The organism is Mycobacterium sp. NGS56 (genome assembly GCF_059812425.1).
Genome location: NZ_JCALCQ010000001.1, coordinates 603,292 through 627,060, shown reverse-complemented (window position 1 = coordinate 627,060; position 23,769 = coordinate 603,292). Strand labels below are relative to the sequence as shown.

Annotated in this window: 23 protein-coding genes and 1 tRNA gene; 14 read left to right on the top strand and 10 right to left on the bottom strand. The window is 67.2% G+C overall.

The window, feature by feature from the left end:
- The first annotated feature begins 9 nt into the window (after window positions 1-9).
- Window positions 10-1,515, top strand: coding sequence for a S1C family serine protease (locus tag AC5Y4F_RS02925; RefSeq protein ID WP_067930058.1), 1,506 nt, complete (start codon window positions 10-12; stop codon window positions 1,513-1,515).
- A 59-nt stretch (window positions 1,516-1,574) separates the two neighbouring features.
- Complete coding sequence (locus tag AC5Y4F_RS02920; RefSeq protein WP_067356524.1) at window positions 1,575-2,072, top strand: MogA/MoaB family molybdenum cofactor biosynthesis protein; 498 nt, start codon at window positions 1,575-1,577, stop codon at window positions 2,070-2,072.
- Between the two features lie 37 nt (window positions 2,073-2,109).
- Here AC5Y4F_RS02920 and mscL read toward each other — a convergent pair whose 3' ends face one another.
- From mscL to AC5Y4F_RS02900, 4 genes are all read right to left on the bottom strand, one after another.
- Window positions 2,110-2,568 (bottom strand): large-conductance mechanosensitive channel protein MscL, encoded by a 459-nt coding sequence (gene mscL, locus AC5Y4F_RS02915; RefSeq protein ID WP_067930057.1) that lies wholly within the window; start codon window positions 2,566-2,568, stop codon window positions 2,110-2,112.
- Between the two features lie 67 nt (window positions 2,569-2,635).
- Window positions 2,636-3,316, bottom strand: a complete 681-nt coding sequence (locus AC5Y4F_RS02910; protein WP_067930055.1) for an SAF domain-containing protein — start codon at window positions 3,314-3,316, stop codon at window positions 2,636-2,638.
- Window positions 3,317-3,380: 64 nt separating this feature from the next.
- Window positions 3,381-3,731 carry an FmdB family zinc ribbon protein gene (locus tag AC5Y4F_RS02905; RefSeq protein ID WP_082947411.1) on the bottom strand — a complete coding sequence of 117 codons (351 nt, stop codon included), beginning with the start codon at window positions 3,729-3,731 and terminating at the stop codon, window positions 3,381-3,383.
- An 88-nt stretch (window positions 3,732-3,819) separates the two neighbouring features.
- The gene (locus AC5Y4F_RS02900) at window positions 3,820-4,419 is read right to left on the bottom strand and encodes a 5-formyltetrahydrofolate cyclo-ligase (RefSeq protein ID WP_499995046.1); all 600 of its coding nucleotides are present in this window, start codon (window positions 4,417-4,419) and stop codon (window positions 3,820-3,822) included.
- Between the two features lie 76 nt (window positions 4,420-4,495).
- Here AC5Y4F_RS02900 and AC5Y4F_RS02895 point away from each other — a divergent pair, with 76 nt between their 5' ends.
- The 5 genes from AC5Y4F_RS02895 to AC5Y4F_RS02875 all read left to right on the top strand — a co-directional run bounded on the left by AC5Y4F_RS02895 (window position 4,496) and on the right by AC5Y4F_RS02875 (window position 8,882).
- Window positions 4,496-5,407 (top strand): UTP--glucose-1-phosphate uridylyltransferase, encoded by a 912-nt coding sequence (locus AC5Y4F_RS02895; RefSeq protein WP_067930045.1) that lies wholly within the window; start codon window positions 4,496-4,498, stop codon window positions 5,405-5,407.
- A gap of 137 nt (window positions 5,408-5,544) precedes the next feature.
- A complete protein-coding gene (glp, locus tag AC5Y4F_RS02890; protein ID WP_067930042.1) occupies window positions 5,545-6,834 on the top strand; it encodes a molybdotransferase-like divisome protein Glp in 1,290 nt (429 codons plus the stop codon).
- 20 nt (window positions 6,835-6,854) lie between these two features.
- Entirely contained in the window at window positions 6,855-7,508 is a 654-nt protein-coding gene (locus AC5Y4F_RS02885) for a GNAT family N-acetyltransferase (RefSeq protein ID WP_197520442.1), read from the top strand.
- A 195-nt stretch (window positions 7,509-7,703) separates the two neighbouring features.
- On the top strand, window positions 7,704-8,759 hold the full coding sequence (sepX, locus tag AC5Y4F_RS02880) for a divisome protein SepX/GlpR (protein WP_499995044.1): 1,056 nt from the start codon (window positions 7,704-7,706) through the stop codon (window positions 8,757-8,759).
- Window positions 8,760-8,809: 50 nt separating this feature from the next.
- Window positions 8,810-8,882, top strand: a tRNA-Ala gene (locus AC5Y4F_RS02875).
- 111 nt (window positions 8,883-8,993) lie between these two features.
- Here AC5Y4F_RS02875 and AC5Y4F_RS02870 read toward each other — a convergent pair.
- From AC5Y4F_RS02870 to AC5Y4F_RS02860, 3 genes are all read right to left on the bottom strand, one after another.
- A complete protein-coding gene (locus AC5Y4F_RS02870; RefSeq protein WP_499995042.1) occupies window positions 8,994-9,803 on the bottom strand; it encodes a DUF1906 domain-containing protein in 810 nt (269 codons plus the stop codon).
- Window positions 9,804-9,901: 98 nt separating this feature from the next.
- On the bottom strand, window positions 9,902-11,131 hold the full coding sequence (locus tag AC5Y4F_RS02865; RefSeq protein WP_499995040.1) for a cytochrome P450: 1,230 nt from the start codon (window positions 11,129-11,131) through the stop codon (window positions 9,902-9,904).
- Window positions 11,132-11,392: 261 nt separating this feature from the next.
- Complete coding sequence (locus tag AC5Y4F_RS02860; RefSeq protein WP_156749890.1) at window positions 11,393-11,530, bottom strand: hypothetical protein; 138 nt, start codon at window positions 11,528-11,530, stop codon at window positions 11,393-11,395.
- 485 nt (window positions 11,531-12,015) lie between these two features.
- Between AC5Y4F_RS02860 and AC5Y4F_RS02855 the strand changes: the two genes are divergently transcribed.
- The 5 genes from AC5Y4F_RS02855 to AC5Y4F_RS02835 all read left to right on the top strand — a co-directional run bounded on the left by AC5Y4F_RS02855 (window position 12,016) and on the right by AC5Y4F_RS02835 (window position 17,846).
- Window positions 12,016-13,809 carry a CocE/NonD family hydrolase gene (locus tag AC5Y4F_RS02855; RefSeq protein ID WP_499995039.1) on the top strand — a complete coding sequence of 598 codons (1,794 nt, stop codon included), beginning with the start codon at window positions 12,016-12,018 and terminating at the stop codon, window positions 13,807-13,809.
- Window positions 13,810-13,917: 108 nt separating this feature from the next.
- Entirely contained in the window at window positions 13,918-15,051 is a 1,134-nt protein-coding gene (locus AC5Y4F_RS02850; RefSeq protein ID WP_499995037.1) for a M20/M25/M40 family metallo-hydrolase, read from the top strand.
- A gap of 283 nt (window positions 15,052-15,334) precedes the next feature.
- Window positions 15,335-16,279: an acetyltransferase Pat gene (gene pat, locus AC5Y4F_RS02845; protein WP_156749894.1), complete on the top strand. Its 945-nt coding sequence runs from the start codon at window positions 15,335-15,337 to the stop codon at window positions 16,277-16,279.
- 199 nt (window positions 16,280-16,478) lie between these two features.
- Window positions 16,479-17,168: a DUF5642 family protein gene (locus AC5Y4F_RS02840; protein ID WP_499995036.1), complete on the top strand. Its 690-nt coding sequence runs from the start codon at window positions 16,479-16,481 to the stop codon at window positions 17,166-17,168.
- A 27-nt stretch (window positions 17,169-17,195) separates the two neighbouring features.
- The gene (locus AC5Y4F_RS02835; protein WP_067930025.1) at window positions 17,196-17,846 is read left to right on the top strand and encodes a DUF5642 family protein; all 651 of its coding nucleotides are present in this window, start codon (window positions 17,196-17,198) and stop codon (window positions 17,844-17,846) included.
- Between the two features lie 189 nt (window positions 17,847-18,035).
- Here AC5Y4F_RS02835 and AC5Y4F_RS02830 read toward each other — a convergent pair whose 3' ends face one another.
- Window positions 18,036-18,632 (bottom strand): alpha-ketoglutarate-dependent dioxygenase AlkB, encoded by a 597-nt coding sequence (locus tag AC5Y4F_RS02830; RefSeq protein WP_197520448.1) that lies wholly within the window; start codon window positions 18,630-18,632, stop codon window positions 18,036-18,038.
- Window positions 18,633-18,725: 93 nt separating this feature from the next.
- On the opposite strand from AC5Y4F_RS02830, the gene arcA reads away from it, so the two are divergent.
- A complete protein-coding gene (gene arcA, locus AC5Y4F_RS02825) occupies window positions 18,726-19,937 on the top strand; it encodes an arginine deiminase (protein ID WP_067930021.1) in 1,212 nt (403 codons plus the stop codon).
- Window positions 19,938-20,013: 76 nt separating this feature from the next.
- Here arcA and AC5Y4F_RS02820 read toward each other — a convergent pair whose 3' ends face one another.
- Window positions 20,014-21,609: a dolichyl-phosphate-mannose--protein mannosyltransferase gene (locus AC5Y4F_RS02820; RefSeq protein WP_067930019.1), complete on the bottom strand. Its 1,596-nt coding sequence runs from the start codon at window positions 21,607-21,609 to the stop codon at window positions 20,014-20,016.
- Between the two features lie 24 nt (window positions 21,610-21,633).
- On the opposite strand from AC5Y4F_RS02820, the gene rsmI reads away from it, so the two are divergent.
- Window positions 21,634-22,470, top strand: a complete 837-nt coding sequence (gene rsmI, locus AC5Y4F_RS02815) for a 16S rRNA (cytidine(1402)-2'-O)-methyltransferase (protein WP_499995033.1) — start codon at window positions 21,634-21,636, stop codon at window positions 22,468-22,470.
- A 10-nt stretch (window positions 22,471-22,480) separates the two neighbouring features.
- Here rsmI and AC5Y4F_RS02810 read toward each other — a convergent pair whose 3' ends face one another.
- Window positions 22,481-23,731, bottom strand: a complete 1,251-nt coding sequence (locus AC5Y4F_RS02810; protein ID WP_499995032.1) for an aminodeoxychorismate synthase component I — start codon at window positions 23,729-23,731, stop codon at window positions 22,481-22,483.
- Window positions 23,732-23,769: the final 38 nt, after the last annotated feature.

Here is a 23,769-nt window from a genome sequence, read left to right as displayed (position 1 = left end):
CTTAGCGACATGACGAATGACCCGAGGTATTCGCCACCGCCGCAGCAGCCGGGGTACCCCCCCGTGCCCAATCAGACTGCGCCCGTCCCGAGCCATGCGGGGTCCCCCGGTTATGCCCCGGGACAACAGCCCTATAACCAGCAATACGACTGGCGCTACCGGTCGCAGCCACCGTCTTCGCCGACGACACAGTTCCGTCCGCCCTACGAGCCCTTCAGCAGCACCGGGCCCGGCCGGATTCCCGGGGGAACCGGTGTAGGCCCCGTACCGGGAGGTACCGGCCCGGGTCCGATTCCCGGCATGCCGCCCGGCATCCCCGGTCCGCAGGAACCCCAAAAGCGTTCTCGCACAGGGTTGATGGTCGTCGGTGCGTTGGCCGTCGCGGTGGTGTCGGCCGGCATCGGTGGTGCCGCGGCCACGGCTGTCGAACTCGGCACGCACTCGACGGGCAACGGTGGTGGCCGGGTCATCGGGGCGGCGCCCAGCGTCCCCGCCGCGAACATGCCGCCCGGCAGCGTCGAACAAGTCGCCACCAAGGTGGTACCCAGCGTCGTGATGCTCGAGACCGACATAGGTCGGGCGTCCGAAGAGGGCTCCGGCATCGTCCTGTCCACCGACGGGCTCATCCTGACCAATAATCACGTCGTCGCGGCCGCGGCGGGAGCGCCCAAGGGTCCTGGAGGCCTCCCGGGAGGCCCGCCGGGGGCCCCCGTTCCACCCGGCGGACCGGGTGGCCCCGGTTCTCCTACGCCTAAGACGACGGTGACCTTCTCTGACGGTCGCACCGCGCCGTTCACGGTGGTCGGCGCGGATCCCACCAGCGATATCGCCGTGATTCGAGTGCAGGGTGTTTCCGGGCTCACACCCATTTCGCTGGGTTCCTCGTCCGACCTTCACGTCGGCCAGCCGGTCGTCGCGATCGGGTCGCCGTTGGGCCTGTCCGGCACGGTGACCACCGGCATCGTCAGCGCGCTGAACCGGCCGGTGTCCACCACCGGTGAGTCGGGCAACCAGAACACCGTGTTGGACGCGATTCAGACCGACGCGGCGATCAACCCCGGCAACTCGGGTGGCGCGCTGGTCAACATGAACGGCCAGCTGGTGGGTGTCAACTCGGCCATCGCCACCCTGGGCGCCGACTCGGCGGATGCCCAAAGCGGTTCGATCGGTCTGGGCTTCGCGATTCCGGTCGACCAGGCCAAGCGCATCGCCGATGAGCTGATCGCCAGCGGCAAAGCGTCCCACGCCTCGCTCGGCGTTCAGGTGATGAACGACAAGGGCACCCCCGGCGCCAAGGTCGTCGACGTCGTCTCGGGGGGTGCGGCGGCGGCCGCCGGCGTCCCCAAGAACGTGGTCGTCACCAAGGTCGACGACCGGCCTATCAACAGCGCCGACGCGTTGGTCGCGGCCGTGCGGTCCAAAGCACCCGGCGACAAGATCTCGCTGACGTTCCAGGATCCCGCTGGTGGCGGCAGCCGGACGTTGCCGGTGACCCTTGGAAAGGCGGATCAGTAGTGAGAGTGGACGAACCCTCGGCACCCGGATTGTCTGAGCTCGGATATACGGTGGCACCCATGGAAACGGGTGCGGAATTGGTGGTTGGCCGAGCTCTTGTTGTGGTGGTCGACGATCGCACCGCTCATGGGGATGAGGACCATAACGGTCCGCTGGTAACCGAGCTGCTGACCGAGGCGGGCTTCGTCGTCGACGGCGTGGTCGCGGTCGCCGCTGACGAGATCGAGATCCGCAACGCGCTGAACACCGCTGTGATCGGCGGGGTCGACCTGGTGGTTTCGGTCGGCGGGACGGGCGTCACCCCGCGCGACGTCACACCGGAGGCCACCCGCGAGATCTTGGATCGCGAAATCCTCGGTATCGCAGAGGCTATCCGCGGTTCGGGGCTGTCGGCGGGGATCATCGATGCCGGATTGTCCCGCGGTCTGGCCGGGGTGTCGGGCAGCACGCTGGTGGTCAACCTGGCCGGTTCCCGCTACGCGGTTCGCGACGGGATGGCGACGCTGAATCCGTTGGCGGCCCAGATCATCGGTCAGTTGTCGAGCCTGGAGATTTAGACCTCACGGCCAGCTGAACCCTGCCGGGTCGACGCGGCTATTTCGATTCGGCTTCCGCGCGCGGCCCGTGCTCGGGAGGGGGGGTGGTGGTGGCACTCCCGTGCTTGCCCGGCGATTCGCCGTTGGTCTGTGCGAGCAGGTCGCGGATCTCCTTGAGCAGGACCACCTGCGCGTCGTCGGCCGGTTCGACCTCACCGCGCTTGCGCAGCGTCGTGTATGGCAGCACGACCAGGAAGTAGACGACCGCGGCGATGATCACGAAGTTGATGGCCGCCGACAATACCTCGTTCAGGTCGATAGTCTGGCCGCCACCGATGCCAATCCGCAAGACGCCGAGATCGGACTTTTGGTTGACGCCGATCCGGTTGATCAACGGCTTGATGATCGCGTTGGTGAAAGTCGTGACCAGTGCGGTGAAAGCAGTACCGATGACCACTGCGGTGGACAGATCGATGATGTTGCCCCGGGAGAGAAAATCCTTGAACCCTTTGAGCATTGGAGACGGCCTTTCTGGGACTGGACAGAGTTGGCTGTCGGCTAGCTGACCAACAACGGCGAGGGACTCAGTGCAGGGTTAGCGTCACCGTCTGGCCCAGCGCCGAACCTGCCACCGCGTTCGCCACACGAGCCGGCAGCGCAACTAACACTACGCGGTCGCTGTCGGCCGCTTGCATCTTTTCCTTGGCCGATACCAGCACCACCACGGCGTCCGTGGCCACCACCTTGGGGGTGGCATGGGAGCTCTCCGGCGCACTGGTGACGGGCGCCGCCAGCACGTCGACGACGTCACCGACCCGCACGAGGTCGATCAGGGCGCCATCGGCCAAATGCAGCGGCACGATGCGGGCGCCCGGCCCGGCCTTCGACCCAATTGCAGCCTCCGCCAACCGGCTGCCCAACAACCGGACGTCGGTGAGTATCTCACCGCGTCGCGTCGGGCCGGCCAGCGTCGAACCCACCACTGCACCCACGTCGGCTCGGGCGCCGTCGGGAATGGTTGCAGCCAAACGCTTTTCGAGCCGAACATCGGCCGGTGTCAACGCGGCACCGGGACGAAGGTCATGATCGGCCACCACGACTTCTGCGTAATCACCGGAGGGGTTGGAGCGCAGCGTCGCGATGCCGGCCAGCACGACCAGCCCACCCGCGGCGACTCGGCGTGCCAGCACGGTGCGAGTCCAATCCGGGCGCAACCACAGGGACAGCCGGCTCAATAGGCTTGGGTTCAGCGATGATTCGCCCACGCTGCAACGGTAGGCGCAACCCGGTACCCGGGCTTGCGGCCGGGAAGGCCGGTGTGGATAGCCGTCAGCTGGTCGCGGCGGCCGCCGACGTTGTCGAGCTGCTGTTCGACTTGTCGCTCGGACTGGAACTGGACTTCTCGCTCGAGCCGTTGCCGTTCTTTTCGCTGGTTGGCGAGCCGCTCGATCCGGCGTCGCTCGACGAGGAGCCGTTGCTCGTACTCGACGGCTTCTTGCCCGATTCGCGGCTGTCGGTGCGGTAGAAACCGCTGCCCTTGAAGACCACGCCGACGGAGTTGAAGCGCTTGCGCAGCCGCCCGGAACAGCGCTTACACGTCGTCAGCGCGTCGTCGGTGAAGGCTTGCACGATGTCGAAGCGATCGTCGCACTCGGTGCACTGATAGCTGTAAGTCGGCACGAAAACCTCCGGAGGATTGCAAACCTGGTTAGCACTCTAACGTCTCAAGTGCTAGAACCGCCACGTGACATGTCTCATTCCCGATATGTCAGCGCCCAACGAGGTCGATCAACCCCTGTCGCGGCGTGAGCGCGTGGGTCATGGGGATGTCGTGCGGATCGGCCGGTAGTTCGTCGAGCACTTCCGCGTCGCGAACCACCGCGATCAGCCGCGCGCGTGGGGCGCGGCCGCCCAGCGAGCGGTCGTAGAAACCCCGGCCCCGGCCAAGCCGCACGCCGCGGCGGTCCACGGCCAACGCAGGCACCAGCACCACGTTGGCTTGCGCCAAAGCCGACGACGGGAGCCACGGGCGCGGCGGTTCGAGCAACCCCCACCGCCCGGTGGTCAGCGTGCCCGGCCGGTATTCCCCCCACGACAACGCCAGTGGGGTGTCGTCGGCAGCGGTGCGCGCAACCGGCAACAGGACCCGTCCGGCGCACCGCAGCAACATGTCGAGCATCTCGATCGATCCTGGCTCGTTGCCCACCGGCACGTAGGCGCACACGGTGTCGCCGCTGGTCACAAGGCTTTGCAGGGCTTCCAGCCGGGCGCATATCTGCTGCGCCTCGGTGGCGCGAACGTCGTCGGCAACGCGGCGGCGGGCGGCAAGCAGCTGGTCGCGCAACGCGGCTTTGCTGGTGGTCGCCATGCGTCAACCATGACAGCCAGGTCTTTACACGCGCCACATCGACTCGGCCGAGCGGATGCGGGTTATCGTGTGAACAATGTCAAGCCCAAACGTGGTGGTGCCACGCACTGCGGTCGTGCCCGCCGCGGGTCTCGGTACCCGCTTCTTGCCGGCGACCAAAACCGTCCCCAAGGAGCTGTTGCCGGTTGTGGATACGCCGGGCATCGAGTTGGTGGCTGCCGAGGCGGCCGAGGCCGGTGCCGAGCGGCTGGTCATCATCACCTCCGAGGGCAAGGACGGTGTCGTCGCGCACTTCGTTGAAGACTTGGTGCTGGAGAGCACATTGGAGGAGCGCGGCAAGACGGCGATGCTCGACAAGGTGCGCCGCGCGCCGCAGCTGATCAGGGTCGAGTCCGTGGTGCAGAGCGAGCCGCTCGGCCTGGGGCACGCGATCGGCTGCGTGGAGTCGCGGCTGGCCGACGACGAGCACGCCATCGCGGTGCTGCTGCCCGACGACCTGGTGCTGCCTACCGGCGTGTTGGGGACGATGTCGAAGGTGCGGGCGCATTACGGCGGCACGGTATTGTGCGCCATCGAAGTAGCGCCCGAAGATGTCAGCGCCTACGGCGTTTTCGACGTCGAGCCGATTGCCGACGACGACAATCCCGACGTGCTCAAGGTCAACGGCATGGTCGAGAAGCCGAAGGCCCAAGACGCCCCGTCGCTGTTCGCCGCGGCCGGCCGTTACGTGCTCGACCGCGCCATCTTCGATGCCTTGCGCCGCATCGACCGTGGGGCCGGCGGCGAAGTGCAGCTCACCGACGCGATCGCGCTGCTGATCGCGGAGGGTCACCCGGTGCACGTGGTCGTGCATCGCGGATCTCGACACGACTTGGGAAATCCTGGCGGCTACCTCAAGGCTGCGGTTGACTTTGCATTGGATCGTGACGATTACGGCCCGGATTTGCGGCAGTGGTTGGTGGCCCGATTAGGCCTGGCGGAGCAGTAGCCGAGCGATAGCCCCGGCTGGCGGACGGCAGACCGGCGGAGCGCGTAGCGGTCCCGGGCGGGGGATGCCCCGCCTGCGCAGTGAGCGGGTCGCCGTGTGCGCGGGGCCCGCCGGGTTTGAGGGCAGAGAGGCGCGCTGTGCGTTCGGTGGAAGAGCAGCAGGCCCGGATCACGGCGGCCGCGGTTGCCCCGCGGCCGATACGTGTCGCGATCGCCGAGGCGCAGGGATTGATGTGCGCCGAGGAAGTGGTGACCGAACGCCCGATGCCCGGCTTCGACCAGGCGGCGATCGATGGCTACGCGGTGCGCAGCGTCGACGTACTCGGTGTGGGCGAGGTGGGCAGCGAGAGCTTGCCCGGCCCGTTCGACGATTCCGGCGAGAACGACGCGCGCGAGGGCCTGGTACTGCCGGTGATGGGCATCATCGAGGCCGGTTCGCGCACGCCCAGCCGGCTGCAGCCGCGCCAGGCCGTACGCGTGCAGACCGGTGCCCCTCTGCCCACCTTGGCCGACGCGGTTCTGCCGTTGCGGTGGACCGATGGCGGCACGCAGCGGGTGCGGATTCTGCGGGGTGCCCCGTCGGGCGCCTACGTGCGTCGCGCGGGCGACGACGTCCAACCCGGTGACGTGGCGGTGCGGTCCGGGACCGTGATCGGCGCAGCGCAGGTCGGACTGCTGGCCGCCGTCGGCCGCGAACGGGTGCTGGTGCACCCGCGGCCCCGGGTGACGATCATGGCGCTGGGCGGCGAACTGGTCGACATCTCGCGCACTCCGGGCAACGGGCAGGTCTACGACGTGAACTCCTACGCGCTGGCGGCCGCGGCCCGCGATGCCGGCGCCGAGGTCAACCGCGTCGGCATCGTCAGCGGCGGCCCCCGCGAGCTCCGTGAGATCGTCGAGGGCCAGATCAATCGCGCCGAGGTGATCGTGATCGCCGGTGCGGTCGGCGGTGCCGCGGCCGAGGCGGTGCGGCAGGTGCTCGCCGAGCTCGGCGAGCTCGAGGTCGTGCGCGTCGCCATGCATCCGGGATCCATCCAGGGTTTCGGGCAGTTGGGTCGCGAGGGCGTTCCGACGTTCTTATTGCCGGCCAATCCGGTGAGCGCGCTCGTGGTTTTCGAGGTGATGGTCCGCCCGCTGATTCGGTTGTCGCTGGGCAAGCGTCAGCCGATGCGCCGCATCGTGCAGGCGCGCACGCTATCGCCCATCACGTCGGTGGCCGGGCGGAAAGGATTCTTGCGCGGTCAGCTGATGCGAGACCAGGAGAGCGGCGAGTATCTGGTGCAGACGCTCGGCGGCGGCCCGGGCGCGTCATCTCACTTGCTGGCGACCCTCGCCGAGGCGAACTGTCTGGTCGTGGTGCCCACCGGTGCCGAGCAGATTCGGACCGGCGAGATCGTCGACGTCGCCTTCCTGGCTCAGCGCGGCTGAGCGAAACGACTGCATACCCTGTGAACCTGTTGCGCTCCGATTCCCGTCATCCAGGGTGGCCCATGAGCGTTGGGCCCCTGCGGGTTCCGGGCGGCGTTGTCCGGTTGCGGGCGGTGCGGTTGCGCGACGGCGCGCAGTGGAGCCGGATCCGGCTGAGCGATCGTGCGCATCTGGAACCGTGGGAGCCCAGCTCCGAGGGCGATTGGGTGACTCGTCATGCGGTAGCGGCCTGGCCGGCGTTGTGTTCTGGGCTGCGCGCCGAGGCGCGGCAAGGGCGGATGCTGCCCTACGTCATCGAACTCGACGGCCGGTTCTGTGGCCAGCTGACCATCGGCAATGTCACCCACGGAGCGCTGCGGTCGGCATGGATCGGCTACTGGGTGCCGCGGTCGGCCACCGGCGGCGGTGTGGCCACCGCGGCCTTGGCGCTGGGATTGGATCACTGCTTCGGCCCGGTGATGTTGCATCGGGTCGAGGCCACCGTGCGCCCGGAAAACGCGGCGAGCCGCGCCGTGCTGGCAAAGGTCGGGTTCCGCCAGGAGGGACTGCTGCAGCGCTACCTCGAAGTGGACAGGGCGTGGCGGGATCATTTGCTGATGGCGATCACCGCCGAAGAGGTGACCGGATCGGTGGCGTCGACCCTGGTCCGTGCCGGTAACGCCAGCTGGGTGTAGAGGCCGTCCGCCAGGGCCTGCTAGGGCTCGCGCGGGGTACAAATCGATGCCAGTTGGGACTAGCGCGACACGAGTGACTCGTGGTGCTTGTGAGAGGCAAATTACAGGTGTGTAATTGTCCTGGTCAGTAGGACCCGGCCGCGTCGGCCACCAATGGGCTTCGCGGGGGATTGACACCAAAGAGAGCAGGTCATCATGCCAAGCATCCCGCAGTCATTGTTGTGGATATCGCTCGTGGTGCTATGGCTGTTCGTCTTGGTGCCGATGCTCGTGAGCAAACGCGATGCGGTGCGACGCACCAGCGACGTGGCGCTGGCGACCCGGGTGCTCAACGGCGGGGGTAAGTCCCGGCTGATCAAGCGCAACGGCCCGGCCGCCGGACATCGCAGCGACCCCGACTGGACGCCGCCGGAAGAATCTGCCGAGCCCGACCTCGACGAGGAGCGCGATGAACTGTCCGAGGATGAAGGCCGCGAGGTAGACGACAACGCCGACACCGATGAACTGGGCCGTCGGCGCCCGGTCGTGATGCAGATGGCCGTCGCCGAACCCACCGAGCCCGACTACCTCGATGTCGATGTCGTCGAGGATTCCCACGTACTTCCGGTCGGGGCCAGCGGCGCCGAGGACGAGGCGGAGCCGACCGATATCGAGCCGGTCGAAGACCAGGTCGACACCGAGGCTGTCGCCAAACGCGACGTCGAGGACGAGGACGGCTACGAGTACGTCGAGGACTCGTCCGGTTTGGAGCCCGCTGCCGAGGACGACGACGCCGACGAGGAGGCGCCCGCGCCGATGCGGCGGAGCGCCTCGCGGCAGCGCCGCTTCGACACCAAGACGGCCGCAGCGGTCAGCGCCCGCAAGTACGCCTTCCGCAAAAAGGTCCTGGTCGTGATGGCACTCGTCCTGATCGGCTCGGCCACCGCAGCCTTCAAGGTCTCGCCGACCGCCTGGTGGGTGTGCGGCAGCGCCACTGCGATCACCCTGCTCTACCTGGGTTACCTACGCCGTCAGACGCGCATCGAGGAGCGGGTGCGTCACCGCCGGATGAAGCGGATGGCGCGGGCTCGGCTCGGCGTGGAGAACGCCTACGACCGCGACTACGACGTGATCCCGTCGCGACTGCGGCGTCCCGGCGCGGTGGTCCTGGAGATCGACGACGAGGATCCTGTCTTCGAGCACCTGGAGTACGCGATGGCGATGCGGACCTTCGGTTGGCCCCGGGACCTGCCGCGCGCCGTCGGAGAATAGTGCTCGCGGTTCGGTGGTTGGTGCCGCGGCTGGTAGCCTGCTAGCGGTCAGGGGCTATGGCGCAGTTGGTAGCGCGACTCGTTCGCATCGAGTAGGTCAGGGGTTCGATTCCCCTTAGCTCCACAGAGTTTGAGCAGTTCACACCCATAAAAGCGGCCTAGCGGCATCTGGTGAATGCAGCGGCCTGGTGTGGTCATTGAAGGAAGTGGACGACGCCGCTCGCCGGCACCAGCCTCAGGGATGAAGGTTCCACTGACCGCAATCCTTGGCAAGCACGTCGTTGACATCGACTTCGAGTCCCGCGACGACTGGGCCAGGATTCGACGCCGTACTCACCACACGTTGGTAGAGAACTGCTGCGGGCTCGATCTGGCCGCGGGACCAGGACCGGGTCTGCCAGGCCCACCGGTGGCCGGGTGTGCGCGAATTTCCGATAACGCCGTCGGCGGCGGCCCACCGGCACACATCGATGCCGCCGTAGACGCCGGTGCGCTGCACTCCTATGACCGAATTGATCCCGCGCAACCACTTGAGTGCCAAGTTGTTCCAGGTGTCGTGGTTTATGTCCTCGTCGATGCTGAAGTAGATCGGGGCACTCTGACCGCCACCCGCCGCGGTATGCAGCTTCCAGGCGGTGCGAGCATCGGCGACCCCTCCCTCGAACCCGCGCCGAAAGTCCGAAGGTGCTGTCCCGCCTGGCTTGCCGTACTGGTAATTGCTGACGATCATCAGGCCGGCAGCGGTCAGCTGCTCGGCGTAAGGCCGGGTGATCGGCTTGGCACCCATTGACGAGCCGGGGCGCGATAGCGACACGTAATTGATGACCCCGGAATAGCCGGCGGCTCGAATGTGCTCCGCTGGCAATTGGCGCATGGCGAAGTCGATCAGTTTGGGAGTGGCGGCAGCCGCGGCAGGGACGGTGCCAATTTCCGACGCGACATACAACCCAGGCAATGCGGACATAGCGATGGCATAACGCAATACGTCGCGCCGGGAAATAGCGCGTGATCGCGGGGAGCGCACATTTCCCGACAAGTCCTGCATCGCGTGATGTTAAATTTGTGGACTTTGTGAAAAGAAGTAGCGTGCAGTAGTCGATATCAAATCGGTCTTTACGGTTCACCAGCCTGAGTCAACGGCCCTCAGCTGTCGAAGGCGATGGGCAGGCTCGCCGGCCCGCTCAGTCCGACAATCGGCTTCCAGGGTGCTGGTCCGTTCTTGCGGGGGTTCGCGATCCGGCGAGTGACGGTTTTCAGCGCCTCGGCGATCTCGCGCCGCGCCAGGTTCGCCCCCAGGCAGTAGTGCACGCCTGCACCGAAATTGAGTACCGGCGGCAACCCCTCGCGGGTGATGTCGAACCGGTTGGGATCGTCATAGATCGCTGGATCGCGGTTGGCCGCAGCGGTATTCGCGAACACCAGTGTCCCCGCGGGAAAGACCACGCCGCAGAGTTCGACGTCCTCGGCGACGACGCGCAATAGCGAGGTCGCGATCGGGGAGTGCCGCATGGTCTCTTCCACGGCATTCATCGCCAAGTCGGGAGAGTTTCGCAAGAGCTCCCACTGGTCCGGGTGCTCACAAAGCACGCCGATGGACGCCGCCACCTGGTTGCGGGTCGTGTCAGTGCCCGCGAGCAACAAAGCGGCAGCGAGCATGCGCAGCTCTGCGGCGTCGAGTCGGTCCCCGTCGTGTTCGGCGCGGATGAGGTCGGAGAGCAGGTCGTCGGTCAAGGTGTCGCGACGTCTGGCGATCATGTCGTCGACGTAGTCGTCCAGTTCGCCCCACGCGCGCATCACGGCGCGCACGTCATCGACGGTGAAGGTGAAGTTGAAAGCTTTGAAGATGTCGTCGGCCCACAGCGAAAACCGTTGCCAGTCTTCGCGAGGCGCACCAAGCAAAGCGCAGATGACGGGCACGGGGTAGGGCCGCGCGATGTCGGTGACGACGTCGCAGTGACCTCGGCGGCTGATCGGTTCGACGAGTTCGTCGATGACCTCGGTGATCGTCGCGTGCAGGCGTTCGACAGCGCGCGGGGTGAAGGCCTTCGACACGACACTGCGGACGCGCTGGTGTCTTGCGCCCTCCATGCCCAACAACGAGTTGACGACTTTGTCCCAAAGGGGCCCGGAGGTGATGCCCTGGACGGCGAGAATGTAGCCGGGGGGAATCTGGAACCGATTGTCTCGCAGCAGGTTTCGCACAAGTTCGTAGGAGAGCACCTCGGGTCCATAGGGTCCCAGCGCGATCGGTGCTTGTCGCTGTGCTGCTTGAAACTGCGGGTAGACCTCGTCCGGTGTGGCGGTGGCGACGTCGTACTCGATGGTGGGCAGGCCCGCTTCGAACACGCTCGGGCTCGAGGTGCTGACGGGCATTCGCCGCCTCCGTATCGGCTTGAGGACGTTACAACCGGCAGTCGGCTGCCACTTTATCCGATCTGAAGGCGGGCGGGACAGGCCGCTGCGGTAAGACGATCGCGGCGATAGGCGCGCTGCACTCGACGAAGCAGAGCCCGCGACTTCACGACAAGGCGCCCGTACAACAGTGGCGAAGCGTTGTCCTTTAGCGGCGCGCGCCGACAGACAAAAAGTCCGCGCCACGCGCCGCTATCGGCTACAAGCGCTAGCGATTGCCGGTCAGGCCGGATTGACGGCGATTGCGCGGCCGCCGCCCCCTAGGTCGATCGTGATGCAGCCGGACGACCCCAGCATCACACCGGTCAGCACCGCGACCAGTGCGGCAGTTTTCAGCATCTTCTTCTTGCTTGCGCTCATCGGTTCACCTTTCTGCGGTAGAGACAACCGCGGCAATATCGACCGCCGGTTAGCCGATGCTATCGCGGTCTTTTTACGTGTGTGCAATATTGCGCAAAGCGCCTAAAGCTATTTATCAATGACTCCAAGTACGCGCCAATACAGCCCGTCGCCGCGTCAGCTTCGAGGACTTTATGGACGACACTTCGCCGTCCACGTCATCCGATCTCCTGCTGGCAAAGGGGTCGTGGCAACCACCCCGGTGGCCGCTCAGCCTCCGGGGTGGTTGCTCTAAGTTCTTGGAGTAATTCGCGGCAATGCCGCCGCGAGGTCAGGGGGAGCTGCCGATGGTGAAATGGACGGGATCCCGATCGTCTTTCGACCGTGGTGGAAACGTTTTGATGGCTAGGCGGCGATTGAAGCGCACGACCCGGAGGCGACGCGTTCGCACAACCAGCCCGTCGCCGTTCGCGCCGGAATGGACGCCGCGCCCAGCGACGTACGGCGTGGGCGTTCGGCACAACGTTGCGGTGCCGATGACCGATGGTGTCGACTTGAGGGCAGATATCCATCATCCCACCGTGCCCGACACTGGACAGGCCGCCGCGGGCCCGTTTCCCGTGCTGCTGTCGATCACGCCCTACGGCAAGAAGGCGCCCCCACCGGCCGCCCAGATCGGCGGCGGCCCGGCTCCTTACCTGATCAAACGGGGCTACATCGAGGTGATGGTCGACGTTCGTGGCACGGGATCCTCGGGCGGATCGTTCGAGATGTGCGGCGAGCGCCAGACGCAGGACGGAGTGGAGCTGGTGCAGTGGGCGTCCACGCTGCCCAATGCCAACGGTCGCGTCGGCATGGTCGGGCTGTCCTACTTGGCGATCAATCAGCTGTTCACCGCGGCCGCGGTTGGCCCCGATTCGCCGCTGAAAGCGATCTTCCCGGTGATGGCGGCCCGCGATTTCTATCGTGACGCCGCCACGATGGGGGGCGTGCCGCACTTGCACGCCGTCCGCGGCTACGGGTCCGTCTACACGCTCCTCAACGTCGTCAACCCGGCACTGGAGTGGCTGGCCCGCGGCGGTCACGAACGACCGCGCTCCGGCGGCCTCGCCGCGGTTCGACAGCGCGGACGCGACCAGCGGCGTTATTTCCGACCCTTGATCGCCGAGGTTGTCGCCGGCGGCGAAACCGCCTATCACGGCCCATTTTGGGACGCGATGAGTCCGGCGCTGGTCCTGTCCAAGGTCGCCGCCAATGGCATTGCGACGTTCCTCGTCGGTGGGTGGCACGACGCGTTCCAACGCGGCGCGCCGCTGAACTACGCCGCGTTGCAGAACGCGGCCGTCGGACGGCCTGACGACGCCCTGATGGAACCCGGCCAGCCGGTATCGGATCGCATCCGACTGATGATGGGCCCGTGGTATCACGTGTCGAACCACGGCGGGCTGCACCTCAATGCGCTGCAATTGCGCTGGTTCGATCACTGGCTCAAAAACGACGCCGACGCGGCCATCTCCGGAAAGCCGTTGACCTTCCAAGCGATTGGAAGCTCACAGTGGTATCGCGCCGATAACTATCCGCTCGACGAGGCGAAGCCAAGCCGCTTCTACCTGTGCCACTCGGGCCGGCTGAGTTCGGACGCCTCGCCGGAGGGTACCGCGGCGTCACTGACCTATGTGGCGCGAGGACCCCTGTCCGGTCGCAGCCTCGAACAGTGGTCGCTGGGCTTGAACAGCTTCATGCTCTCCCAACGGGGCCGTAGCATCCGCTACGACCAGGACAATCGCCGCCTGCAGCGCGGCTCGCTGACCTACACCACCGAGCCGTTCGCCGAGGCGAAGCTGGCTGCCGGGCCGATCGCATTGACCCTGCACGCGACGGCCAGCACCACCGAGACGTTGTGGGTCGCCCACCTCGATGACGTCGCGCCCGACGGCGCCAGCCGCCCGCTGACCATGGGCGCGCTGCTGGGCTCGCATCGCAAGCTGGACCCCGACCGCACGTGGTACCTGCCGGACGGCACCGTATTGCGGCCACAGCACATGAGCACCCGATCGGCCGCCCAGCCCGTCGTGCCGGGGGAGGTGACCCGCTATGACGTGGAGATCTTTCCGACGGCCGCCTTGATCGCCGCGGGCCACCGACTGCGCCTGACCATCACGACCTATGACTTTCCGCATCTGGTGCCCAGCAAGCCGGCCCGCCGAGCCTTGGCCGGCGGGCGCTACCAATTGCACCAGGGAGGACCGACGCCGTCGCACATCCTCATCTCCTTGGCAGACCCGGACGCCGTGAGTTGACAGGGATTCGGCACGTCGTCGCCGAAAAGTACCGGTTGGCCATGGTTGGGATTGCCGCAGGCCAACACGGGTACTGACCCTCTGATACGAACTCACGGAGAGGATCCGATGGCGCACCGCGACCGCGACTACATCGACGAGTTATTGCAAGAACTTCTATCGACCTATGGACCGTGCGGGCAGGAGGGGGAGGTACGCGCGGTCATCGCCCGCGAACTGCAATCCGTTGTCGATGACATGTGGACCGACGACGCCGGCAACCTGATCGGCTACGTCGCCGCCAACCCGTCGGCCGGCGATACCGGAGCCCCCAACCATCGCCACCGCACGGAGTCCATCCCCGGGACCGCGACACGGGTCATGGCGCACATGGACGAACTGTCCATGATTGTCAAGCGCGTGGAATCCGATGGCACATTGCATCTGACGCAGCTGGGCACCATGTACCCGGGCAACTTCGGACTGGGTCCCGTAGCCGTGCTGGGCGACAACGAGACCCTCACCGCCGTACTGACTCTCGGCTCCGAGCACACAACCCAGGAGAGCTCGCGAATCTGGGAGACCAAACCCGATCAGGGCGACCGTGCGCTGGATTGGCATCACGTCTACGTCTTCACCGGCCGCAGCACCGGCGAGCTGACCGCGGCGGGGGTGCACGCCGGAACCCGGGTGTGCGTCGACCGCAGCAAGAGAGCCGTTGTCGAGGTCGGAGATTACGTCGGCGCCTACTTCCTCGACGACCGCGCCGCGGTGGCCGCCCTGCTGCACGCCGCACGCCAACTGCGTGAGCGCGGGCAACGCCCCGCCGATGACGTGTACCTGGTGTTCACCACCAACGAGGAGGTCGGCGGGGTGGGGGGCACCTACGCCAGCGCCACGTTGCCCGGCGATCTGACCCTTGCCTTGGAGGTTGGCCCCACCGAACGCGAATACAACACCAGCGTCACCGGCGGCCCGATCGTCGGTTACAGCGACGCCCTATGTATCTACGACAAAGAAGTTGCCGACCGGCTCCTGACAATCGCCACCAACCTGGAGCTGTCACCGCAGGCGGCCGCCCTGGGCGCGTTCGAATCCGACGCCTCACACTCCAAGGCCAACGGGTTGACCGCACGCGCCGGCCTGCTGTGCCTGCCCACGCTGAGCACCCACGGCTATGAGGTGATCGCTCGCCGCGCGATCGACGACATGGCGGCGATTGTGGTGGATTTCGTGCTGGAGCCGAGTCAAAAGATCGCCTGACACTGCCGAACGTTGGGCGAGGCGGAGGCCGGCGCATCTGATTGCCGGTGGGCCGCCTAATTGCACGAGTGACCCGCGCATCCTTGCCGGAGCCGCAACCGTGCTCATAACCTGGCAACATCCGACCGCACCCGGGGGGTTCGGCCCGGCGCGGTAGACGACGGCAAGCAGGCGGGCAGGTCATGGCAGCATCGCGACGCGCAGAGCGGCGTCGCGATGCTGCGGGCGGCGGCCTGTAGCGGTGGCCGGACTGACCGGCGCGCGGGTGGACGAGCTGGCGACGATGGACATCTTCAAGGGGTGCCCCGCCGAAGACCTTGCGCCGCTGGCGGGTCGCCTGCAGCCACTTCGCGCCGCGGCCGGCCAGGTGCTGATGCGGCAGGGAGAGCAGGCCGTCTCGTTTCTGCTGATCTCGTCTGGTACCGCCGAGATCGAACACATGGGTGACGACGGCGTGGTGATGGTCGAGCATGCCTCCCCGGGGATGATTGTCGGCGAGATCGCCCTGCTGCGTGACATTCCCCGGACCGCGACGGTGACCACCGCCGAACCGCTGACCGGCTGGATCGGTGACACCAGGGCCTTCGCCAGCATGGTGCACATCCCCGACGTCATGTCGCGGCTGCTGCGCACAGTGCGTCAACGTCTCGCCGCATTCATCACGCCGATCCCGATTCGGGTACGTGACGGCACGCTGCTGTTGCTGCGCCCGGTGCTTCCCGGCGACAGCGAGCGCACCGTGCACGGACACATCTACTTTTCCAGCGATACGCTCTATCGGCGGTTCATGACCCCGCGTCTGCCAACCCCCGCACTGATGCACTACCTATCGGAGGTCGACTACGTCGATCACTTCGTGTGGGTGGTCACCGACGGCAGCGACCCGGTGGCCGACGCGCGCTTCGTGCGCGACGAGAGCGACCCAACGGTCGCCGAGATCGCCTTCACCGTCGCCGATGCCTATCAGGGTCGCGGCGTCGGCACCTTCTTGATCAGCGCGCTGTCCATCGCCGCCACGGTCGACGGCATCGAAAGGTTCTCCGCGCGAATGCTTTCCGACAACGCTCCGATGCGCGCGATCATGGACCGCTACGGAGCCGTCTGGCAGCGCGAAGACGTCGGCGTCATCGCCACCGTGATCGATGTGCCGCAACCGCGCGGCCTGCGGCGTGACGACGCCGAGCAGATCAAGCGCGTGGCCCGGCAGGTTATCGCGGCGGTTGGCTGAGACCGTCGCCCGCATGGTGTTGCAACCCGCGGCCAGTCGGGAGCATCAGGTGACTTCCAAATCTGCTGGCGCATCCGCTAGCACGTTTGAGTATGGCAGCGTCCTTCCTGAGCTGACTAAATGACGGAAGTCATTCCGGCCGGCCCCGGCACTGGCGTGGGGGAGACGGTACGGCGGTGTCTTGTGCTATCAACTCCTCATGCGGCCGTTCCGGATTGGCCCGCCGCTGGTTGCAGTGCTCGCGCTGGCGCTCGGCGCTTGCGGCCACTCATCGGGGCGGGCTCCGTCGGCCGTGCCCACGAAATTCGCTCCGACGACGGCCGTTGCGGTCAACCCCGCCAATATCAAACGCGTCGTGCGCGACCTGCCACCCGGGTACGAGGTGACCACCGGAATACCCAGTGCCGCCTCACCCAGGGTGATGTGGAGCCTCGGGGGCGACCCGCAGGTCAAGCCGGCCAAGTGCGCAACGTTGGCCGACCCCGGGAACGGGCGCGACCAGTTAGCGCAGGGCGTCTCGGGATCGGGGAGCGGCGGCATCGTCGACGCGGTGGTGGTCGCTTTGCCAGGGCCAGTGGATTTCCCGGAAGACCTCGTAGCCGCGTGTGCCCAATGGTCCGAGACCGCCGGGCGGACCGTGGTACACGTCCACCTCACCGACGCGCCGCATGTCGACGGTGTCGACACCGTCGGAATGGTGGCCGACGTCAAGTCATCCGTCGAATCGGGCACTGAAATAGATTCGCGCACTTACACGTTCAGCGCGTACCTGGGCAACTACTACGCATTTACCACTTTGACCACCGATCCGGGTTCGTCGCTCCCGGTGCTGCCGCCGCAATTCGCCGCGGATCTCCTCGCGAAAACGGTGTCCACGTTGCGCAGCTGAGCGCTCCGCTTGGGTAGATTGGCCTCGATGTCCAAGGTGTTGCTCGCGACAGCGGCTGTCTGCGTCGTGGCCGGCTGCTCATCGGCCACTCACCCGGAGGAGGCCGACATCAACAAGGTCGTCGACGTGAAGTCCAGCTTCGGACCCGAGTTCCAGGTCAGCGACGTCAGCAAACAAGGAATCGATCCCAAGCTGATGGCCGGCCGCAAACTGCCTGACGGGCTGACGTTCGACCCCGCGAACTGCGCGAAAGTCGCGGCCGGGCCGGACATGCCGGCGGACCTGCAGGGCAACATGTCCGCGGTCACCGCGGAGGGCCGCGGCAACCGGTTCGTGGTGATCGCGTTAGAGACCTCAAAAGCGTTGCCATTCAACGATCCTGGGAAGGATTGCAACAAGGTGACTTTCACCGGCCCGCAGCTGCGAGGCGGTGTCCAGGTGGTCGAGGTGCCTCAGATCGAGAGCACTCGCACGCTGGGCGTACATCGCGTCATGCAGGCGTTGACGCCGGGCGGTCCACGCACTGGCGAGCTGTATGACTATTCGGCGGCTTTCGGCGAATACCAGGTGATCGTCATCGCCAACCCGCTGGTAATTCCCGATCAGCCGGTTGCTCCGGTGGACACCCAGCGGGCGCGCGATTTGCTCGTCAAAGCGGTGACGGCGGTGCGTACCTGACCGCAGTGTTGATGGCGGCGGCCCGCTGCGCCCGGCGTTGCCGCGCTTGCGACCGCCGCAGTGTTGATGGCGGCGGCCCGCTGCGCCCGGCGTTGCCGCGCTTGCGACCGCCGCAGGGTTGATGGCGGCGGCCCGCTGCGCCCGGCGTTGCCGCGCTTGCGACCGCCGCAGGGTTGATGGCGGCGGCGGCTAGCGCACGCCGCGAGGGCGGAACTGGATGCTCACCCGGGGGCCGACGGACGCCGTCGTCTTCGGCACGGAGTGCTCCCAGGTGCGCTGGCACGATCCGCCCATCACCAGCAGATCGCCATGCGCTTGGGGCAGCCGCAGGGACGGGCCGCCGCCGCGGCGGCGCATCGCGAACGAGCGGGTGGCACCTAGGCTGACGATCGCGACCATGGTGTCCTCGGTACTGCTACGGCCGATGGTGTCGCCGTGCCAGGCCACGCTGTCCGAGCCGTTGCGATAGCAACACAAGCCGACCGTGGTGAACGGCTCACCTAGCTCCCCGGCGTAGATGTCATTGAGCCGCCGCCGCAGCCGGGCCAGCTCCGGATGCGGCGGCTCGTCAACGGCAAGGTCATGGAAGCTCACCAGCCGTGGCACGTCGACAACGCGGTCGTACATCTGCCGGCGCTCCTCGCGCCACGGCACCGTCGACAACAAGGCGTCCAGCAGGTCGTCGGCATCGGTGAGCCAGCCGGCGCGGATCTCGATGAACGCGCCGTCGCCGAGTTGTCGGCGCTCGGTGTGCTGGAACAGGGAGCCTTGGACCGCGATCTCCACGAAGGCGAGTTTATCGCACATCCGTTCGATGGTCCGAGGCGCGCGACGGGCGTGTGCCGGGACCGCGCGGCCCCGCGCCGCTACGGTTGACCCGTGGGTGTTGTCGAGCTGGGCACCAATTCCGAGGTCGGCGCGCTGCGCGTGGTCATCCTGCACCGCCCCGGCGCCGAGTTGCTCCGCCTCAATCCGCGCAACGTCGACCAGCTGCTGTTCGACGGACTGCCGTGGGTCGCCCGCGCGCAAGACGAGCATGACCAGTTCTCGGCACTGCTGCGGTCCCGCGGCATCGAGGTGCTGCTGTTGTCGGATCTGCTCACCGAGGCGCTGACGTACAGTGGAGCCGCCCGCATGCAGGGCGTCGCGGCCGCCGTCGACGCGCGACGACTCGGAGTGCCTCTGGCTCAGGAACTTTCGGCGTACCTGAGGGGACTCGAGCCGGCGCGGCTGGCCCAGATTCTGATGGCCGGCATGACGTTCAACGAGTTGCCCCCGGGCACCCGGACCGACGTGTCGTTGGTGCTGCGCATGCATCACGGCGGCGACTTCGTCATCGATCCGCTGCCCAACCTGGTGTTCACCCGCGACTCGTCGATCTGGATCGGCCAGCGGGTGGTCATCCCTACGCTGGCACTGCGTGCCCGCGTGCGCGAGGCGTCGCTGACCGATCTCATCTACGCCCATCACCCTCGGTTCACCGGCGTGCGGCGTGCCTACGAGTCGCGCACCGCCCCCGTCGAGGGCGGCGACGTGCTGTTGCTGGCGCCGGGCGTGGTGGCGGTCGGGGTCGGCGAGCGCACCACTCCGGCCGGCGCGGAAGCGTTGGCGCGCAGCCTGTTTGACGACGACCTCGCGAACACGGTGCTCGCGGTGCCGATCGCGCAGCGGCGCGCCCAGATGCACCTGGACACGGTGTGCACGATGGTCGACACCGACACGGTGGTGATGTACGCGAATATCGTCGACTCGTTGTCGGCCTTCACCATTGCGCGCACGCCCGACGGGGTCGCCATCAGCGACGAGGCCCCGTTCCTGGAGGCCGCGGCCAAGGCGATGGAGATCGACAAGCTGCGGGTCATCGACACGGGACTGGATCCCGTTGTGGCCGAACGTGAGCAGTGGGACGACGGCAACAACACGCTGGCCCTGGCGCCCGGCGTGGTAATCGCCTACGAACGCAACGTGCAGACCAACATTCGTCTACAGAACGCCGGCATCGAGGTGCTGACCATCCCGGGATCCGAACTCGGTACCGGCCGCGGCGGACCCCGGTGCATGTCCTGCCCGGTCGCCCGCGACCTGCTGTGACGATGCCGCGAAACTGCAACTGGCAACGCATTTCCCGAGTTGGGCCGTCGCTAGTTGCAGTTTCGCGGAGAACCAACTAGCGCCAGCTGGGCAGCCAGATCTCCATATTCCACGTCTGCTGCGAAATCGGCAGACCGGTGAGCACCGGGAACAGCCAGGCGAAGTTGGTCACCACCAAGGCCACGTAACAGCACACGGCGATCAGCCCCAGCGTGCGTCGCTCCGAATACGCCCGCGGCCGCAGCCGCCGGGGCGGGGCTCCCGGGGTGTAGAGAATGTCGCCGCAGGTAAGCGCGATGGCCATCACCAAAAACGGCGCCATGGTCGCGGCGTAGAAGAAGTACATCTGTCGGTCGATGTCGGCGAACCAGGGCAGCCAGCCCGCGCAGTAACCGACCAGCACCGCGGCGTACCGCCAGTCGCGGCGCACCAACATGCGCCACAACGCGAAAATGAGGACGGGCACCGCCAGCCACCACATCGCCGGGGTGCCCACCAGCATCTCGGCCTTGACGCACGATTGTGCCCCGCACCCGGCGACGTTCTGCTCGTCGATGGCATAGAGTACCGGCCGCAGTGACATCGGCCAACTCCACGGTTTGGATTCCCACGGGTGATAGTTGCCGGCGGAATTCGTTAAGCCGGCGTGGAATTGGAACGCCTTGGCGGTGTAATGCCACAGCGATCGGATGGCGTCGGGCATGGGCACCACCGAATGCGGGCCGATCGTCTGGCCCACCTCGTGCCGGTCGATGGCGGTCTCGGAGGCGAACCACGGTGCGTAACTGGCCAGATACACCAACGCCGGCATGACGGCCAGCGCGTACGCGGTCGGGACGAGGTCACGCCGCAGGGTCCCCAGCCAAGGTCGGGTCACCTGGTACTGACGGCGCGCCGCCACGTCGAACGCCAGCGACAGGGCACCGAAGAACAGCACGAAGTACAGGCCGGACCACTTTGTGCCGCAAGCCAATCCGAGGAGAATTCCGGCGCCGAAGCGCCACCAGCGCACGCCCAGCCGCGGACCCCACGCCGTGTCGCCGATGCGGCCCTCCTGCAGCGCGATGTGCATTCGCTGCCGAACCTGGTCGCGGTCGACGATCAGCGCACCGAACGACGCGACCACGAAGAACGTGAGGATGCCGTCGAGCAATGCGGTCCGCGAGGCGACAAAGCTGACACCGTCGCAGATCACCAGCACGCCGGCGATCGCGCCGATCAGCGTCGAGCGGCTGAGCCGCCGGACGATCCGCATCACCAGCGCCACCATGACCACGCCGAGCAATGCACCGGTGAACCGCCAGCCGACCCCGTTGTAGCCGAAGATCGCCTCACCGAGGGCGATCAGTTGCTTGCCGACCGGCGGATGGACGACCAGTCCGAACCCGGGGTTGTCTTCGACGCCGTGGTTGTGCAGGACCTGCCAGGCCTGCGGCGCGTAGTGCTTTTCGTCGAAGACCGGGGTGCCGCCATCGGTGGGCGAGCCCAGGTTCAAAAACCGCGTCACCGCCGCCACCAGGGTGATAACCCCGGTCACCACCCAGCCGCGGACCTGATCGGTCGGCCCGAAATCGGCGACCGGCACCAGCGGCCCGGGACTGACGACGGGCACCGCGCGCTCGGTATCGGCACCCTCTGTGTTCGAGAGGGATTCGCGGGGCGGGGCGGTCATCACGTCGATCGTAGGCTGTCGGTCATGACCACCGGCCGCCTGTTGCTGGGCGCAACCCCTCTAGGCCAGCCGTCGGACGCCTCCCCCCGGCTGATCGACGCCCTGGCCCGAGCCGATGTGGTGGCCGCCGAGGACACCCGTCGGGTGCGCACGCTGGCCAAGTTCCTCGATGTGCAGATCAGCGGTCGGGTGATCAGCATGTTCGACCAGGTCGAGAACGCCCGGGCGCAGTCGGTGATCGAGGCGATCCGCGCGGGTGCCACGGTGCTGGTGGTCAGCGACGCCGGGATGCCGCTGATCAGCGACCCCGGCTACCGGCTGGTGACGGCCTGTGTCGAGGCCGGGCTGCCGGTGGGATGCCTGCCGGGACCGTCGGCGGTGACGACCGCGCTGGCGCTGTCCGGTCTGCCGGCCGAGAAGTTCTGCTTCGAGGGATTCGCGCCGCGTAAGAAGGGCGCGCGGCGGACCTGGCTGGATTCACTTTCCGACGAGCGGCGCACCTGTGTGTTCTTCGAATCGCCGCGTCGGTTGTCCGCCTGCCTGCGGGACGCGGTCGAACGGCTCGGCGGCGCACGCCGGGCGGCGGTATGCCGGGAGCTGACCAAGGTGCACGAGGAGGTGGTCCGCGGATCGCTCGACGAACTGTCGGCGTGGGCGGCCGACGGCGTGCTCGGGGAGATCACCGTCGTACTGGCCGGCGCCGCTCCCAGCGCCGACGTCCCGTCGCTGGTCGCCGAGGTGGAGGAGCTGATTGCACGCGGTGCCCGCGCCAAGGACGCCTGCGCTCAGGTGGCCGCCGCACATTCTGGGGTGCGTGCGAGGCAACTCTACGACGCGGTGCTGCAAGCGCGACGCGACTGAGGTCGCCCGGTCAGCCGGCCGGACTCGCGGCGGCGACGGACGGCAGCCCGACGACGGGGGACGCCTTATGGAGGCATTCCGCCCACTCGGCGTCGGGATCGGAGTCGGCGGTGATCCCGCCGCCGACGCCCAGCACCGCGCCGCCCGCGGCATCGAATTCGACGGTTCGGATCGCGACGTTCAGCTCACAACCGGCCACCGGCGATGCCAATCCTATTGTGCCGCAATATATTCCACGACGATTTGGTTCCCACTGCGAGAGCAGTTGACGGGCGCGATGTTTGGGTGTCCCGGTGACCGAGGCCGGTGGGAAGGTGGCGTCCAGCAACGCCGACGTCGGTAACTCGCTGGGAACCTGCGCGGACACCGTCGACACGAGGTGCCACACGCCCGGTGCGCGGCGCACCACCAACAACTCGGGCACGGTCACCGTGCCGACGATGGCCACCCGGCCAAGATCGTTGCGCACCAGGTCGACGATCATGATGTTCTCGGCGACCTCTTTGGCTGACGCGCGCAGTGCGGATGGCCAGGCATCCAGCGGCAGCGTGCCCTTGATCGGGCTGGACGTCACGATCGTGCCGCGCCGCCGCAGGAAAAGCTCCGGCGACAGCGACGCCACCGCGCCCCACGTGCCGGCGAGGTAGGCCGCCCGGGCCGGGGAGGTGCGCGCCACGGCGTCGATGAAGAAGTCCAGCGGGGCGCCGGTGACCGTTCCGGTGAACTGCGTGCACACGCAAGCCTGGTAGACCTCGCCGGCGCGGATGGCTTCCAGGCATGCCAGCACCCCGTCACGGTGCGCGGCCTGGTCGGCGATGGCCCAATCGATGTGGCATTCGCGCGCCACGACCGCCGGCGCCGCCAGCGCGGTGGCGAGCCAATCCGGCATCGGCGCGCCGGAGAGGCTCTCGTACCACCAATGCCCGTCGCGGTCGCGGCGCAGCACGCAGTCGGTCCAGCCGCCCGCGGCCTCAGGGATCTGGTAGGCCTGCGCGTCGGCGGCGGGGTCGGGATAAGACAGGTAGCCGATCCAGCCGCCGCCCACTGCGTGCGGCTCCGGTGTCGGCGATGCCTGAACCGCGAACACGTCGTCGGCGTGCACCGGGCGCACCGACAGGCTCGGCGCGATCACCGCCAGCGCGCCGAACCATTCGCCGGTCAGCGCGGCCGGCGGCGGCAAACCGAGCCGGCGGGTGGCGTTGCCCACGGCGCGCAGCACCTGGGGTGCGGCGCCAAGATCGCCGAGCCGGTCGATTCGCACAGCCCTAGCTTGACAGAGCGGCGGTGTGTCGCATCCGC